The sequence below is a fragment of the Nocardia tengchongensis genome, assembly GCF_054781395.1.
On the sequence record NZ_BAAGUM010000004.1, the window covers coordinates 535,255 to 550,764 of the forward strand.

General features: G+C 69.1%; 12 protein-coding genes and 1 tRNA gene. 3 read left to right on the top strand and 10 right to left on the bottom strand.

Annotated features, from left to right (window positions below):
• Nucleotides 1–83: 83 nt before the first annotated feature.
• Nucleotides 84–1,031: a TIGR03619 family F420-dependent LLM class oxidoreductase gene (locus ACYVKL_RS07740; protein ID WP_357198852.1), complete on the top strand. Its 948-nt coding sequence runs from the start codon at nt 84–86 to the stop codon at nt 1,029–1,031.
• A 64-nt stretch (nt 1,032–1,095) separates the two neighbouring features.
• On the opposite strand, the gene ACYVKL_RS07745 is transcribed toward ACYVKL_RS07740, so the two are convergent.
• The 5 genes from ACYVKL_RS07745 to hisS all read right to left on the bottom strand — a co-directional run bounded on the left by ACYVKL_RS07745 (nt 1,096) and on the right by hisS (nt 6,548).
• Nucleotides 1,096–2,664 (bottom strand): TROVE domain-containing protein, encoded by a 1,569-nt coding sequence (locus ACYVKL_RS07745; protein ID WP_379169511.1) that lies wholly within the window; start codon nt 2,662–2,664, stop codon nt 1,096–1,098.
• 269 nt (nt 2,665–2,933) lie between these two features.
• Nucleotides 2,934–3,000 (bottom strand) — tRNA-Trp (locus ACYVKL_RS07750).
• Between the two features lie 177 nt (nt 3,001–3,177).
• Nucleotides 3,178–4,179 carry a malate dehydrogenase gene (locus ACYVKL_RS07755; RefSeq protein ID WP_379169513.1) on the bottom strand — a complete coding sequence of 334 codons (1,002 nt, stop codon included), beginning with the start codon at nt 4,177–4,179 and terminating at the stop codon, nt 3,178–3,180.
• Nucleotides 4,180–4,400: 221 nt separating this feature from the next.
• A complete protein-coding gene (locus ACYVKL_RS07760; RefSeq protein ID WP_379169515.1) occupies nt 4,401–5,045 on the bottom strand; it encodes a hypothetical protein in 645 nt (214 codons plus the stop codon).
• Nucleotides 5,046–5,267: 222 nt separating this feature from the next.
• The gene (hisS, locus tag ACYVKL_RS07765; RefSeq protein WP_379169875.1) at nt 5,268–6,548 is read right to left on the bottom strand and encodes a histidine--tRNA ligase; all 1,281 of its coding nucleotides are present in this window, start codon (nt 6,546–6,548) and stop codon (nt 5,268–5,270) included.
• Between the two features lie 192 nt (nt 6,549–6,740).
• Here hisS and ACYVKL_RS07770 point away from each other — a divergent pair, with 192 nt between their 5' ends.
• Together ACYVKL_RS07770 and ACYVKL_RS07775 are read left to right on the top strand one after the other, a co-directional pair.
• The gene (locus tag ACYVKL_RS07770; RefSeq protein ID WP_213556311.1) at nt 6,741–7,598 is read left to right on the top strand and encodes a peptidylprolyl isomerase; all 858 of its coding nucleotides are present in this window, start codon (nt 6,741–6,743) and stop codon (nt 7,596–7,598) included.
• 403 nt (nt 7,599–8,001) lie between these two features.
• Complete coding sequence (locus ACYVKL_RS07775) at nt 8,002–8,565, top strand: hypothetical protein (protein WP_213556312.1); 564 nt, start codon at nt 8,002–8,004, stop codon at nt 8,563–8,565.
• A 99-nt stretch (nt 8,566–8,664) separates the two neighbouring features.
• On the opposite strand, the gene ACYVKL_RS07780 is transcribed toward ACYVKL_RS07775, so the two are convergent.
• The 5 genes from ACYVKL_RS07780 to ACYVKL_RS07800 form a co-directional block, all read right to left on the bottom strand.
• On the bottom strand, nt 8,665–9,102 hold the full coding sequence (locus ACYVKL_RS07780; RefSeq protein ID WP_246597890.1) for a DUF4913 domain-containing protein: 438 nt from the start codon (nt 9,100–9,102) through the stop codon (nt 8,665–8,667).
• Nucleotides 9,099–11,000 carry a type IV secretory system conjugative DNA transfer family protein gene (locus ACYVKL_RS07785; RefSeq protein ID WP_379169518.1) on the bottom strand — a complete coding sequence of 634 codons (1,902 nt, stop codon included), beginning with the start codon at nt 10,998–11,000 and terminating at the stop codon, nt 9,099–9,101. Before ACYVKL_RS07785 ends, ACYVKL_RS07780 begins: the two co-directional genes overlap by 4 nt.
• A 37-nt stretch (nt 11,001–11,037) precedes the next feature.
• Nucleotides 11,038–11,574: a hypothetical protein gene (locus ACYVKL_RS07790; RefSeq protein ID WP_379169877.1), complete on the bottom strand. Its 537-nt coding sequence runs from the start codon at nt 11,572–11,574 to the stop codon at nt 11,038–11,040.
• A gap of 167 nt (nt 11,575–11,741) precedes the next feature.
• Nucleotides 11,742–12,023 carry a transposase gene (locus tag ACYVKL_RS07795; protein WP_357195713.1) on the bottom strand — a complete coding sequence of 94 codons (282 nt, stop codon included), beginning with the start codon at nt 12,021–12,023 and terminating at the stop codon, nt 11,742–11,744.
• Nucleotides 12,024–12,046: 23 nt separating this feature from the next.
• Entirely contained in the window at nt 12,047–15,505 is a 3,459-nt protein-coding gene (locus tag ACYVKL_RS07800; RefSeq protein ID WP_379169520.1) for a hypothetical protein, read from the bottom strand.
• Between the last annotated feature and the right edge of the window lie 5 nt (nt 15,506–15,510).

The window sequence follows — 15,510 nt, forward strand, 5'->3', positions numbered from 1 at the left end:
GGTCATCTCGGCTACCGGGATCATCGCGGTTCGAGCGACGGCCGGATGGACCGACTGTCCGAATCTAGTGCCTTTCCGCGAGCTTGCGGCTAGCATCAGCTACAAAACTAGAATCGGTTCTAGTTTTTGGCACTTGCTCACTGTCGAGAGGACGATCGATGCGCTTCACCTACGCGGAGGCGATGACCAACCCGGATTACTACATTCCGCTGGCACAGGCCGCCGAGGCCGCCGGGTTCCACAGCATCACCGTGGCCGACAGCATCGCGTACCCGGCCGAGTCGGATTCGAAGTATCCCTACACCGCGGACGGCAATCGCGAGTTCCTCGACGGTAAGCCGTTCATCGAGACCTTCGTGCTGTCGGCGGCCATCGCCGCGGCCACCACCACCCTGCGCCTGACCCCGTTCGTGCTCAAGCTGCCGATCCGCCCGCCGGTGCTGGTGGCCAAGCAGGCCAGTTCGCTGGCGCGGCTGAGCAACAACCGTTTCGCCCTCGGCGTCGGCATCAGCCCGTGGCCGGAGGACTTCGAGATCATGGGTGTCCCGTTCGAGAAGCGCGGCAAGCGCATCGACGAGTGCATCGAGATCGTGCGCGGCCTGTCCACCGGCGAGTACTTCGAGTACCACGGCGAGTTCTACGACATCCCGAAGATCAAGCTCACCCCCGCCCCGACCGAGCCGCTGCCGATCCTGCTCGGCGGCCACAGCGATGCCGCGCTGCGCCGCGCGGTGCGCCTGTGCGACGGCTGGATGCACGCCGGCGGCAACGCCGAGGAGCTCGACAAGTACCTGGCCCGGATCAACGAACTGCGCGCCGAGCGCGACCACAAGGGCGACTTCGAGATTCACGCCGTCTCCTACGACGGCTACACCCCCGACGGTGTGAAGCGCTGCGAGGAGAAGGGCATCACCGACCTGATCGTCGGCTTCCGCAACTCCTACGCCAAGGAGCACGACACCGAAACCCTGGAAGAGAAGATCACCAAGATCAAGTGGTACGGCGACAACGTGATCGCCAAGCTGGCCTGATGATCCGGCCGCCCCGGCCGTGATGGCCGGGGCGGCCGTCGCCTGCGCAGCTGTCGCAGCCGAACTAGAAGGGCCAGTCGCAGTTCTCACCGCGTTCCAGCAGCGGGATCATCGCGAACGCACGGTCCGAGAGGCCCCCGAAGGTGTGCCGATTCGGTCCGCCCGCGGCATGGCCGTGCCGGTAGCCGGCGAGATTCCAGGTGTACAACGGGACCTGTTGCGGCATAGCGGATCCGGGATCGCCGCCCCAGCCGTTCTGCTCGTCGGTGAGGATGACCACCCGGTCGTGCCGGTCGAATGTCGCCCGCACGGTACCGGCGGTATTCGTACCGCCACCGATGAAGAATCCGCCGGACTTCCACCGCTCCAACGACTTCAGCAGTGACTCCCCGCTCCGCAGCGGGAACGGCAGCCCGCTGTTCGAGTACGAGATCACGTCGGCGTGTGAACACCGGCGCGCCAGCGCGAGACCGAAGATCGTCGCCGCGTCCCATCGCATCAGAGTGCCGTCCTTGCTGAATCCCGCGTGCATCGAACCGGAGGTGTCGATCAGGATCAGGGTGCGCCCGGGCAGCGCCGGAATGTTGGACACCGCCGCGTCGAGCGCCTTTTCCAGCGCGTACGCCCAGCGCAGCGAAGGCGCGGCCCGATACGCGGACAGATACCGCATCGGCAGCTGACGCGACTTGGCCACCTGCTCCGGATCCATCAGGCGCGCAGCGACCTTCGCGGCGACCTCATCGGATACGCCTGCCTGGTCGAAGTTGCGCAGGTTCCGCAAAAGAGCCATGTAGCCCATCGACGGGATGATCGACTCCCACAGCTCCCTGATCCACGGACCGTTCACCAGCGACGGCACGGCTTCCCATGTCATCCCGGCGAACCCGAGCTTGTCCGCGAGCAGACCTTCCCGCGCCCACCGGTTGATCGTCGCGACGTCGGCGCCGCGCAGATCCGCGTTCGCGCACAGCGTCGCCAGGCGCGCGGGCAGCTCGAGGCCGTCCACGCCGAGCCGTGCCTCGATCGCGTACTTGAACAGCGTGGACTGCCACTCACCGCGCGGGTCGACGTGCGCGAGCTGGATGACGTCGGCGAAGCGGACGCCGCGAGAATCGCTGTCCCACTTCAGGTAGGACTTCTCGTTGTACAGGCGCGCAGCGGCGTCGGCGACACCGCGCTTGACCGGCTTCGGAATCTTCTTGCCGTAGTGGCCGATCCAGTAGGACAGCATCTCGCCCGGCTCATCGGCACGTTGCAGGACGGCGTTGACGATCGCGCGGCTACCGGTCTGCCCGGCGTCCACGCTGGCCTTGGCCGCTTCGGCCGCCAGCACCAGCGCTGCGGAACGCATGTTCGCTTCGCCGCGAAGCCAGGTCGCGAACCTGGTGAGCCATTCGAGGTCGGTCAACGCCACCTGGCGGACCAGGGCCGAGAATCGCGAATCCCGCCGGCCGGCGGTCTCGTAGAAGGTGTTCTCGCCGACCATGTTCGCGACGGCCAGCAAGAAGAGTTCAGCCTTCGGTTCACGGGCGAAACCCGGGCCGCCCTCGTGGGTGGCGCCGGTCGGTGTGGAATCGGTTCGGATGGGCCCCTGCGCGACAGCGCGTGACGCGCCGGTGTTGAACTTCGCCACGTCTATCCCCCTTCAAGAGTATTGGGGGCACGGCGTTCAGAGGTGTGCGTGCAGGGCCTGAGAAAGAAGCGGCGAAGGACTTGCCGAATGCTCTACCGGACTGAGCTACGGGAGCATGCTCCCGGCGGGATTCGAACCCGCGACACCTCGATCCAGTGAAGTAACCCTCACCTACGCACCAGGCCCTCACGCGAGGTGCGAATCGCCCGAGAAATAGACGGCGGAAGCAACGTTGGTGTCCTGGGCCGCTAGACGACGAGAGGCGAGCCTCCCGGCGGGATTCGAACCCGCGTTACCCCTGTTGGAGAGGAAAGTAGCTCCCACCTACGCACCGGGCGATCATCACGTTCTGAAGTTTGTGCTCCCGAGAAATCATCGTCCGGCCTACGGATCTCATACCGAATGTGAAGTAAGGCCGGACTTCCGCACCGGAAGTACGCCCACCGTATGCGAGGGCCGGCAGCGGGGCCAACCCATTTATGGCCGTGCCGATCACCGATCGTGTCGAGTGGATCACGACCGCTTGGCGAAGCCCAGGTCGATCACGGCGTCGCGCTCGCTCACGAGTTCGGCGACGCTGTGATCGATTCGGGTGCGGGCGAATTCGCTGATGTCGAGGTCGGGGACGATGCGGTACTCGCCGTTGGCGCAGGTGACCGGGAACGAGCTGATGAGGCCCTCGGGGACGCCGTAGGAGCCGTCCGAGGGGACGGCCATCGAGGTCCAGTCGCCGGGTGCGGTGCCCAGCACCCAGTCGTGGACGTGGTCGATGGCGGCGCTGGCCGCGCTCGCGGCCGAGGAGGCGCCGCGGGCCTTGATGATGGCGGTGCCGCGCTGCTGGACGGTCGGGACGAAGTCGTCGGTGACCCAGGCCGGATCGTCGATGACGGTGAGTGCGTCGCGGCCGGCGACGGTGGCGTGCGCCAGGTCGGGGTATTGCGTCGCGGAGTGGTTGCCCCACACGGTGATCCGACCGATGTCGGCGGCCGCGGCCCCGGTCTTCTTCGCCACCTGCGCGATGGCGCGGTTGTGGTCGAGCCGGGTGAGGGCGGTGAACCGGTGCGCGGGCACGTCGGGCGCGTTGCTCATCGCGATGTAGGCGTTGGTGTTGGCCGGGTTACCGACCACCAGCACCCGGACGTCCGGGGCCGCATTGGCATTGATGGCCGCGCCCTGGTCGGTGAAGATGGGCCCGTTGGCGGCGAGCAGGTCGGCGCGTTCCATGCCCGCGGTTCGCGGCCGCGAACCCACCAGGATGGCGATATTGGCCCCGTCGAATCCGATCCACGGGTCGTCGGCGATGTCGATGCCCGACAGCAGCGGGAAGGCCCCGTCCTCGAGTTCCATGGCCACACCCTCGAGCGAGGCGACGGCGGCGGGGATCTCGAGCAGCCGCAGCCGCACCGGCGTGTGTTCACCGAGCAGCGCACCGGACGCGATACGGAACAGCAAACCGTAGGCGATCTGCCCGGCGGCTCCGGTCACGGTGACGGTCACTGGCGCAACATTGCTCACGGCGATCTCCTCGCGATAGCGGCTGATCTCACCCCAACCCTATCGATGCTCACACCCCGCCCGGCGAAGCCGTGAGCAAGGGAACACGGCCCGCGCCGCCGCATCACCCACCGGCCCGCAGAGCTGCACGGCACGTCAGGGAGGGTTTCCGCCCAAGCACCGACCGTCGGGCGCTGGTAGTCGGCACGCGCCGGAATGGAAGTGCGGAATCGGTCCGGTCGTCAGCGGGCCAGGTCGGCGATGTCGGAGTCGGCGAGGACGATGGGTCCCGCCGCGTCGCGGGCGCGGACGAGTTGGACGGCCCGGTAGAGGGGTCGTTCCTCGGCGATGGCGTCGCGGGCTTCGGCGCGCAGCTGCTGGACGAGCATGCCGGAGATGGCCAGGGCGGCGGCGAGGGGGCAGCCGGCCAGGGCGTCGGCGAGTTTGCGCAGGCCCAGGATGTGGAGCTCGCGGCCGCTGCCGGAGTCGCTGTAGATGGCCAGGGGGACCGACTGGGTGTCGGGCCCGGCGGTGGCGCGCAGCAGGATGCGGCTGATCCGGCCGGGGTGGACCACGATCTCCACGGCGGTGGCGGTGGCCAGGTCCAGGTGGCGTTCGCCGCGCCAGGTGCGGGCGTGGATAACGGTGCCGGACACGGTGATTCGGCGGCGCTGCACGGCCATGGCGTAGAGGGCGGTGGGCGCGCCGAGCACCAGCCCGGTGGCCACGGCGACCGGCCAGTGCACGAACAGTGCCAGAAGCAGCCCTAGGCCGACCCCGATGCCGATTGCGGCGAGGGTGAGTTTCCGCAGGGCGGGGGCCAGCAGCTCGGGCGCGATCAGGTCGAGGCCGACCGGTCCGGACTCCGGTGTCGATTCATCAGTCACAGCAGCGCATTCGTCCAAGAGTTCAGTGCGGCGCACGTACCGGCGGCACGTGCCGCCCGCGTGCGACGGGGCACGGTGTCAGCGGGCCCTTACCCCATACCCCGATTGTCCCCGCTCATACGCGGATTCACCCGGGGCTTCCCGAGGCGTAACACAGGGCGCGGGCACCGGATCGGTGTGACTCCGGGCGACGGTTCGCCGCCCGGAGTCACACCGTCTGCGTCAGACCTGGTCGCCCGCAAGCGCGGCCCCGACCTGGGCGACGGCCTCGTCCAGCGGGATCTGGCGCTGCTCGCCGGTACTCAGGTTCTTGAGCCCGATCTCACCGTCGGCGACCTCGCGGTCGCCCAGCACCAGGGCCAGCTGCGCACCGGACTTGTCGGCCGCCTTCATCGCGCCCTTCATGCCGCGTCCGCCGTAGGCGAGGTCGGTACGGATCCCGGCCTTGCGCAGGTCGGCGGCCAGCACCACCAGGCGCTGCTTGGCGACGTCGCCGAGCGGGATGCCGAAGACCTGCACGCGGGGTCCGTCGACGGCGGTCTTGCCCTCGGCCTCGAGCGCGAGCACGGTGCGGTCGACGCCGATGCCGAAGCCGATGCCGGAGAGCGCCTGCCCGCCGAGTTCGGCCATCAGCCCGTCATAGCGGCCGCCGCCGCCGATGCCGGATTGCGCGCCGAGCCCGTCGTGCACGAATTCGAAGGTGGTCTTGGTGTAGTAGTCGAGCCCGCGCACCATGCGCGGGTTGACCACGTACGGCACACCGAGCGCGTCGAGGTGGCCGAGCACCTGCTCGAAGTGCGCCTTGGCGGACTCCGACAGGTGGTCGATCATGAGCGGCGCGTTGGCCGTCATCTCCTGGACCTCGGGCCGCTTGTCGTCGAGCACGCGTAGCGGGTTGATCAGCGCGCGGCGGCGGGTGTCCTCGTCGAGCGGGAGCTTCATCAGGAAGTCCTGCAGCAGTTCGCGGTACTGCGGGCGGCAGGTCTCGTCGCCGAGCGAGGTGATCTCGAGCCGGAAGCCGTCGAGGCCGAGGCCGCGGAATCCGGCGTCGGCGATGGCGATGACCTCGGCGTCCAGGGCCGGGTCGTCGACGCCGATGGCTTCCACGCCGACCTGCTGCAACTGCCGGTAGCGGCCCTTCTGCGGGCGTTCGTAGCGGAAGAAGGGCCCGGCGTAGCAGAGCTTGACCGGCAGCGGCCCGCGGTCGAGGCCGTTCTGGATGACCGCGCGCATGACGCCGGCGGTGCCTTCGGGGCGCAGGGTGAAGCTCTCACCGTTGCGGTCGGCGAAGGTCCACATCTCCTTGGAGACGACGTCGGTCGACTCCCCCACACCGCGCGCGAACAGGGCGGTCTCTTCGAAAACCGGCAGCTCGACATGCCCGTATCCGGCCAGGCGCGCGGTCGCTACGAGGCCGTCGCGGACGGCGACGAACTCCGCGGAGGTGGGGGGCAGATAGTCGGGGACCCCCCTCGGGGCACTGAAGCTGCTGGTCTTGGTCACGATGGTCAAGTTTCCACCACGGCCGTCGGGCAAGTCCAACCGGTTACCGCCCGATGCCCGCGTCGCGGGGCGGGGCGGTGGCCATATGTAGGTTTTTCTCAGCGTTTAGAGGTAATGTCTGCCGCGGCCGCTGGGCTGACGGCCGCAGTCTGTACAGACATCAGATACCGACCGTTCACGGAGGGACAGTTAGTGCCGAGCAATGAACAGCGACGCGCTGCGGCTAAGCGGAAGCTGGAGCGCCAACTCGAGAACCGGGCCCAGCGGGCGCGCAAGCGCAAGCAGCTCACCATCGCGGCGTCGGCGCTGGGCGTCGTGGTCGCCGTGGCGGCCGGTGTCGGCATCTACTTCCTGACCAAGGGCGATGACAACAGCACGAGCGCGAAGTCGTCCGAGACTCCCGACGCCTCGCTGACCGCCGCTCCCCCGCCGGCGGCGAAGGCCAAGCCGGCCTCGGTGAGCTGTGAGTACCGTCCGTCGCAGAAGCCCGCCGACAAGGCGGTGAGCGCGCCGGGTACGGCGAACATCACCACCGCCGGTCAGGTGAAGGCGACGATGGACACCAATCAGGGCCCGATCTCGATGACCCTGAATCCGGGCGAATCCCCCTGCACGGTTAATAGTTTCGAGAGTCTGGCCAAGCAGAAGTACTTCGACGCCACCAGTTGCCACCGCATGACCACCGGTAAGGGTCTGCAGGTGCTGCAGTGCGGCGATCCGAGCGGTACCGGAATGGGCGGTCCCGGTTACGAATTCGACAACGAGTACCCGACTGACCAGTACGCGCCCACCGATCAGGCGGCGCAGTTCCCGGTCGAGTACAAGCGCGGCGTGCTGGCCATGGCCAATGCCGGCCCGGGCACCAACGGCAGCCAGTTCTTCCTGGTCTACGGCGATTCCCAGTTGCCGCCCCAGTACACGATTTTCGGCACGGTCGACGAGGCCGGGCTGGCCACCCTCGACAAGATCGCCAAGGGCGGCGTCGCGGGTGGCGGTCAGGACGGTAAGCCGGCCTCGGATGTGAACATCCAGTCGGTCCAAATCAACTGACCAGCACGGTATTTCGGGCCCGGCGCGGATTGCGCCGGGCCCGTTTCTTTTCCGTTAAAAGTCTCGGGAAGGTCCCGTTGAACCTTCCGCCTAAGGCTTCCCTAACCAAAGAAAATCCTGAGTTTTCCCGCACCTGCCGGAATTGTGCGATATATGCTGGATCGCGACGCGCGCGTACGGCGGTATCGGAGTTTTCGCTGGTAATCTCGTAGAACGGAGTACCAAGGCGGAGTAAAGCCCCCGGGCGATCCCCGATCGGGCCGCTGCCTCGCCCCACGTTCTCCCGGTGTCCGCGTTTGCAGGCGGGGCAAGGCTATGCGCAACCACCGTTCGCGTGGCGAGGTCCGTGACGAAGCACCACCACCATCCATAGTGATCCAACTGCAGCATCGGGGAGCAGGCAATGGCCGAGGAACTCGACGACATCGGCCGCGAAACAGCGGCGATGATGAGGCAAATGTTGCAGCTCGCGACACTTGTCGCGCTGCGCACCCGGGAACGTGGCCAGAAGGAAGCGGAAGCACGCGTCAGGGTCACCGAGGCCCGGCAGAAGGAAGGCCGTGAGCGCCGACTGCGTGAAGCAGCCGATGCCAAGGCCCGCGATCCGCGCAACCGCGAACTGTCGCGAATCCTGGAGCGCCCCACCATGGAACGTGGCGGCGTATCCCTCGAGAAGGACCGCTTCTCCGCGCAGGCGGAAGCCTCCCGCATGGCCGCGCAGCAGGCCAACCGCGGCGGGGTCCGCTACGACTCGGTGGAACGGCGAACCGCTCTGGCCCAGCACCTTTCGCGGATGGGCATCTCGCCCGAACTGCAATCGGTGCGCATGCTGATGGAAGTCGGACAGGCGCAGTCGGCGCAGGACGCCGTGCGGGCCCGGGAGCAGGAGGCGGCTCAGCGTCGCGTGCGCGAGCAGGAAGCCCATGAGCGGGAACGCGAACGCGCTCGCTCGCGCGAACGGGTCTGAGTACCAGTCGTTTCGGTCGTAGCAGAGTTCGAACCGTGGCGGATCGCGAAGCGATCCGCCACATTCCGTTTCCGGGCCCGGTGACCACACCGGACCCGGCTACAGCGGAAAGTCCCCGAGCGTGGGGTTGCTGAACAAGCCGTGCTGGGGTGACTTCAACGGCAACGGCGTGAGCATGTCCTTGTGGCCGTTGCGCACACTGCAGTACTTGAACGGGCCCTTGGGGTCGAACAGTTTCGCCATGTGCGGGTCGGCGTGGTCGAGGAACCAGACGCTGAGCCCGGTCTTGCCGTCGTGGCGGAAGTGTTCCCACGCCCGCCACATCGCCTCGAGCCGCGCGAGTGCCTCGGCGTGGCGCCACCATTCGGGACACCACACGGTGTCACTGATGTCGGTCACCTGCCGCCGGTACACCAGACTCAGGTAGTTCTCGACGAACTCGACCACGCTCTCGTAGACCATGGGCTTGGGTTCGTCCGGACGGCGCCCGCGGGCGTCGTCGAAGGGGAAATTCTCGGGGTGCTGCTCGTCGCTCACAGCGGTCGGACCTCCTTGGGCGCCGCGACATCCGGGATTGTCTCTTTGATCAGGGCCGGACTGGTGAGATCCCCGATCGTGGTCTTCTTGGTCGGTGACGGGTCGTGCGCCTCGATGGACCGCTCGACCGCCGCGGCATCGGCGCCCTCCCACCAGGGCACCGTGCGCAACAGCACCGCCGGCGTACCCGAGGAGAAGAGGATGGCGCGTCCGCGCGGCAGCGTCGCCAACGCGTGCGCGTTGAAGGTCCGTGAGGAGCTCAGCGAGCGCGAATAGCTCTTGCCGCCCTTGGATTCCGACACCGACTGCGCGATCGAGTCGTAGTCGCCGATGGCCTCGGACCGCTGCTGCAGGAAGGCCATGTCGTCGATGCCGCTGCCGATGACCTTGATATTGGCCGCGCCCCACAGCGCTTCCATACCGTCGGGTCCCCAGCAGCGCGCACCCTGGGCCCAGGACTGCAGCACCGTCATCACCACGATGCCGCGAGAACCGAAGTGGCTGTACTGCTTCGGCAGATCCTTCCAGCGCACCACGTTCGCGGCCTCGTCGAGGGCGGCCAGCAGCGGCACCGGCAGGCGACCGCCCGGCGAACGGGACGCCTTGTGGGTGGCGACCTCGATGACCGCCGCGGTCAGCGCGCTCACCAGCGGCGCGGCCGAACCGCGGCCTTCGAGCGACAGGCAGTACAGGGTGCCGTTGCCCTCGAGGAAGGCCAGTTCGTCGAAGGGTTCGCGGCCGCCGTTGGGGATGATCCAGGGCTGGATGTGCGGCAGCTTCAGGCAGCGGATCATGGCCTTCGCGCCACCGAAAATGCCGTCGCGCGTACGGACGTCGAGGTTGTACTGCCCGGCCAGACCTTCGGCCATGTAGTGCTTGGCGTGGCTGCGCAGGATTTCCACGGGCGTGGTGTCGAGCGGGTTGTTCACCCATTCCCACGCGCGCAGGATGTTGCTGCCCTCGAGTCCGGCGGCCAGGAACAGCGCCGCCAGCAGGTCCTCGGCTTCGGGGTCGAAGTAGGAGTCGGCGCCTCCGCCGGCGGAGGGACTGCCCTCCGCGTCGGAGAAGTGACCGGCCAGGCTGACCGCCCGCACCTCGGCGCCGGCCCGGTGCACGTCCACCCACGCCAGCGGGTCCCAGTACCAGGCGGGTTCCTGCTGGGCCTGCCAGTCGTGCGAATCCGGCGCCACGCCTTGCGGATCGAAGACGAAGATGGGACTGCCCTTGCCCGCGCGCACATCCCGGGTGGCGTCGACGACGTCCCGCTTGTTGGAGGTGACGACGACCGGGCCGATGGCGGCCAGCACCGCGGGGATCACCCGGGAGGTGGTCTTGCCCTGGCGCGGACCCCAGATGTCGACCTGCAGGTCTTCGTAGGAGCCGTACATCATTTCGCCGTCGGCCACCGACATGCCGATCGGAATGCCCGGCACCAGTGCGTCTCCGGGCCGCATCAGCGAGCCCGGGATGACCTTGTCGCCGGTGAGGTGGGTGTGCAGCGGCACGCCCATCTGCCCGGCCTTCTCACGCACGCCGGCCAGCGTGAGCGCCTTGATCGCGCCGCCCGAGCCCATGTGGTCGGCCTTGTCGTCGATCGCGAGGCGGCCCTTCTTCGCGGCTTCGGCGCTGCGGCGCTTGAACAGCACATAGCCGGCCGTGCCCAGCACGACCAGCAGCACGATGACGGTGGCCGCGGTCGGCCAGTGCAGCTCGCCCTTGATCAGGTTGACCACGATCGCGATCGGGTTGATCGGCAGGTTCTGCCGCGGGGAGCTCAGCAGGTTGCCCACTTGCACTGCCAGCCACAGGGTTCCGAAGATGTAGAAACCCGCGTACACGAGGTGCAGGGTGCGGTCGGGACCGGGATCGGCCGGGTCCGCCACCGGTGTCTTCGCCATCTCTATCCTCCTGGGATGACCTGTGAGTCGTTGCCGCTCAACGGAATTCGTCCAGCAACCAGCTGCCGCGGGCGCCGCGCACCACGGTGGCGACCACGGTGACCGGGGGTAGCGATTCCCGCTTGCCGTCCGGGTAGACGACCGTCTGCTCGATGCCGATCTTGTACTGCTGCCGGTTCGGGTCGGCGCCCGCGGGAGCCTTCTCGCCGGATGCGAACGCGAACGCCTCGACGTGCGCGTTCGCCTTGCCCCATTCGGCCCACCGCAGTGTCGGTCTGGGTGTGTCCACGGCGGTGGACGGGCTGTCCAGGGTTCGGATCAGGCTGGGGCCCAGCCATTTCCGGGCGCGACGCAAGGCGTCGCCCTCGGATTCGGTGGCCGGGTTCCAGGTGTAGATCTGTTGCAACGCCGTCACCGCGACGCCGTCGGCGGTGGTCGGGTCGGGCGCGGGCGCGACCTCGAGCAGCCGGGTGGTGGACGTGGGCGGTTGCCCGCCGGTCGGATTCGAGCCGCTGCGGGTCGAGGTGCCACCGGCGCAGGCGGTGGCCAGCATCGCGACGCTCACCACCAGCATCACCACCCCAATCGGACCACTCTTCCAGGCTAGTCGCCCGGTCGCGCGACCGCGCCATACCGGCCGGTTTCCCGGGTCGGCGTGTTCGTCGAATATGCCACGGCCAACCCCGTTGCGGCCGTTGGCAAGATCGTCGCGGCGGTGCCCCTGATCGATACGGCAGCGGCTCATGTGCCGCGCTTGGCGTCGTGGAGGGTTTCCACCAGCGACCGGTTCATCTCGGCGGCGGCCGCCAGTTGCTGCTGCAGCAGAGCCACTTTGCGGCGCAACGCGACCGCGTCCATGCGCTCGAGGCCGGGAGTCTCCGCGGCGCGCACCCAGTTGCGCACCGAATTGGTGTGCACGCCGATCTGTTCGGCCACCACCCGGCAGGCCTCCGACTCCGAACGCAGCTTGCCGGTCAGCGCGATGACCTGTGCGACGGCGGCCTGCCGGACCTCCGGCGACACTCTTCGATACGACCGGTGCGGCATCATGCGGCGTCCCCCTCGTCCGAACCGGTACCGGAGCCGCGGGTCGCCGTCGTCTCGGTGAATTCGCTGAAACGCTGGTTGGTGTCGTGGATTCCGCTCTCCCGCTCGGAGGGCGTGAACTCCATCTGGAACGGGATGCCGGGCCGGCGGTCCTCACCGATCTTGAGCAGGAACTTACCGGTGCCGGGCGCGGGCGGGCGCTGCTGGCCGGGTTTGAGCGCCTCACCGGTGAGCGCCTGCGGCGCCGACCAGCCGGTCACCATGTCCTCCTCGGCGGCGGTGAAGGGCACGGTGGAATCCAGGCGCGCGATCTCCTCGGCCGGGAGCGCGCCGAAGATCTTGGCGCGCGCGCGTTCCAGGAAGCCGAGCGCCTTGGCGATGGCGGCCTCCGAACCCAGTGCCTGCAGGTCCTTGATGGTGTGGCTGATCATGATCAGCGAGGTGGCGATGCCGCGCTGCAGACGGGTGAGCTCGTCGACGCGGTCGACCATGAAGTCGCCCAGGCCCAGCACCTGCCACAGCTCGTCCATCACCACCTGGAAGTAGCGCTGCGGGCCCAGATCCGCGTCGGCCAGTACGTGCGCGGCCTCGACCGAGGCGAAACCGTCGGCCCAGCAGGCCAGCATGACGGCGGCCTTGAGCTTCTTGTCGCCGGTGGGGATGTGCGAGACGTCGATGCAGACGGCGGTCGCGGTGGTGTCGATGGGAGTCGTGGTGCGGCCGTTGAAGATCGCGCCGAACGGGCCCTGGGTGAGGGCGCGCAGCGAGCGGCGCAGTTCCTTGATGGCCTCGGCGTACTCCTCGGTGTCGTCGGCGCCGGCGTCGAGCCGCAGCTCGTCACCGCCGGCGACCACCACGTCGAGGAGATCCTCCATGATCGGCGGATTCTCGGGAGTGAACAGACTGCCGTCGCGGTAGAGAATGCGCAGACTGGTGGAGATCAGGGTCTCCTCGAAGTCGCGCACGCGCTCGCCGCGCACCAGTTCCACCAGACCCGCGACCAGGGTGACCTGACGGGCCCGCATCTCCTGCATCACCTGGGTCTGCAGTTCCGGGAAGTCGTCGAGCAGCGGCACGATCGAGCCCAGCACACCGGCGGCCAGCGGATTCAGTTTGCCGTGGCCGTAGCCCAGATCGATGACCTGGCCGCCGACCAGCTCCACCAACTTGCGGTAGTCCGGCTTGACGTCGGCCAGGATCAGCGGCGTGATGCCCTGCGCAACACCGCCCAGCACGATCCGGCGCACCAGCGAGGACTTGCCGAAACCATTGAGGCCCAGCACGAACAGGCTGGGCGCGGTGATGAAGCTGCCGCGCATGAACCAGTTCATCGGGTCGAAGCAGACCGGCGCGCCGGTGTGCAGGTGCGACCCCAGCGGCGTGCCGATCAGCGGCGCGCCCGCGCCGACCGACCACGGCCACAGCCCCGCGACCTGCGCGGTGGTGGCCCGGTACTCGACCGGCCGGCCGATCACGTTCATCCGCCCGCCGCCCGCGCCGATGTAGCCACGATCGGTGAGTTGGGCGGTGGTGCGGTCGAATTCGTCGAAGCTGCCGTACTCGATCCGCTCGGCGCGCGCCGCGAAGTTGCGGCGGCGCAGGTCATCGGTGTGCAACCGGAAGGTGGCCCAGGCCGCCTTGATCCCGTTGCCCTCCCGGGCGGTCACCTCGAGCTTGGCCCGCATGGTGTCGTCGAGCAGCCGGGGTCCGGACTGCTTCTTCTTCGCCGCCGCCTTGCGCGCCGCGGCCCGCTTGGCCGCCGCCTCCCGCTCGGCCTGCTCGGCGGCCTTGTCCCACTTGTCCTTACGCGCGCCACCGCGGCCACGCTCCTCGGCTCCGACCCGCTCGGGCCGGGCGCCGCGCGCGGGACGGTTCCGCACCGGCCGCTCCCCCGCCTCGCCGTCGGGTCGCGGGCGGGCGCGGCCGGGAGTCCCGGCGCGTCCACCCAGGTGCACCCGATCCGCGTCGGTGGACCGGCCGCGGCCCTCGGATCCCTTGCCGCGGCGAGCATCCCGTTCCGTGTCGCCGCGTCGTCCGGGGTCGCCCTCGGCACGCCGCCGTTCACGCCCGGCGTCACCCTCGGCGCCACGCCGGTCACGCCGCGCCTCGCCCTCGGCGCCACGCCGGTCACGTCCCGCCGCACCCTCCGGACCACGGCGGTCACGTCCCGCCACACCATCCGCACCACGGCGGTCACGTCCCGCCACACCATCCGCACCACGGCGGTCACGTCCCGCCACACCATCCGCACCACGGCGGTCACGACCCGCGACACCTTCCGCACCGGGCCGGTCACGTTCCGCCACACCGTCGGTAGCGCGGCGGGCAGCTTCGGCGTCGGCAGCCCGGCGCTCGCGGCCGGCCTCGGTTCCCCGGAGGTCACGCCGCGCGTCACTGCCCCCATCGCGACGGTCACGCTTTGAATCGACACCGCCGGAGCGCCGCTCGGGCTGGATGTCGCCTTCGGCGCGCCGTTCACCGCGTGGACGCTCGGCTCGGGCCGTGTCCCCGTCGACGGCCGTCTCGCGACCTCGTTTGCGGTCCATGCGATCCCCCTCGGTCGGTTCGGTTCCGCGCGTCGCCGCGCTTCGACCGGATCGCTTGTCGAGCACCCGTTCCGAGCGCTCGGTACCGCTCACGCCCGCGGCCGTGGCGGCCGCGGACTTCTCGAGCGGCCCCGCGGTGGCGCGCAGCGCGTCACCCGGGGTGGCCTCGCCCCGCACCGCGAGCTCCCGGCCGGTCGAGCCGCCGCCGTCCGACATCTCGGAAGGGGAACCGAGGACCACACCGGTCGAACCGTGCTCGCCGACACCGGGTTCGAGTGCGGGCAGCGCCGGAAGCCGTCGTTTCGACCCGCTGCCGACCTGATCCGGGCCGCTCCGCCCCCGACGATCAGGACCGGTCGGTTCCGATTCGGCGGGCTCCCGACCTGACGCATCACTGCCCGACGCGGAAACCGACGGGCCGGAATCACTTACGCGCGCACCGGGGTCGGCCCACTCCGAGACGCTCTCACGCAGACCGGCCGCCGCAGTCTCGACCGGCGAGAAAGCACCGTCACCACCGCGGCCGGACACGCCCCGTCCGATGGGCTCCGCGCCACCGATCCCGCTGTCCACGTGATCGATCGGGGTCCCCGACCCCGAATCATCCCGTGACGCGGCGATACTCGCCTCGTCCACCGCGCCCGGCTGCCGCTCGGGCCCCGCCGACGCCCCGGTCGCCTCGGAGAACTCCGCCGAGTAGTCGATCGGGGTGTCGCGCCGTAGCATCCGGCGGTCCGGGAGGGTGCCGCGGCGCGGCCGGTGTTCGTCGCGCATGACGCGGGAACCGCTGGGCGGGAACGGGTCCGCGTCGTCGTACGGGTCGACGGGGGCCGGGTCGCGCCGGGAGCCGCGCCGCGTGGCGGGCGGCACGGCGTCGCGTTCGCGGACGGGTGGGTCGAAGTCACGTGACATGGTGG

Excerpts from the sequence above, each read along its gene's own strand:
- ACYVKL_RS07775 (WP_213556312.1), top strand. The coding sequence starts at position 8,002 with ATGGCCGAGGAACTCGACGACATCGGCCGCGAAACAGCGGCGATGATG.
- ACYVKL_RS07785 (WP_379169518.1), bottom strand. The coding sequence starts at position 11,000 with ATGGCGAAGACACCGGTGGCGGACCCGGCCGATCCCGGTCCCGACCGC.
- ACYVKL_RS07790 (WP_379169877.1), bottom strand. The coding sequence starts at position 11,574 with ATGCTGGTGGTGAGCGTCGCGATGCTGGCCACCGCCTGCGCCGGTGGC.
- ACYVKL_RS07800 (WP_379169520.1), bottom strand. The coding sequence starts at position 15,505 with ATGTCACGTGACTTCGACCCACCCGTCCGCGAACGCGACGCCGTGCCG.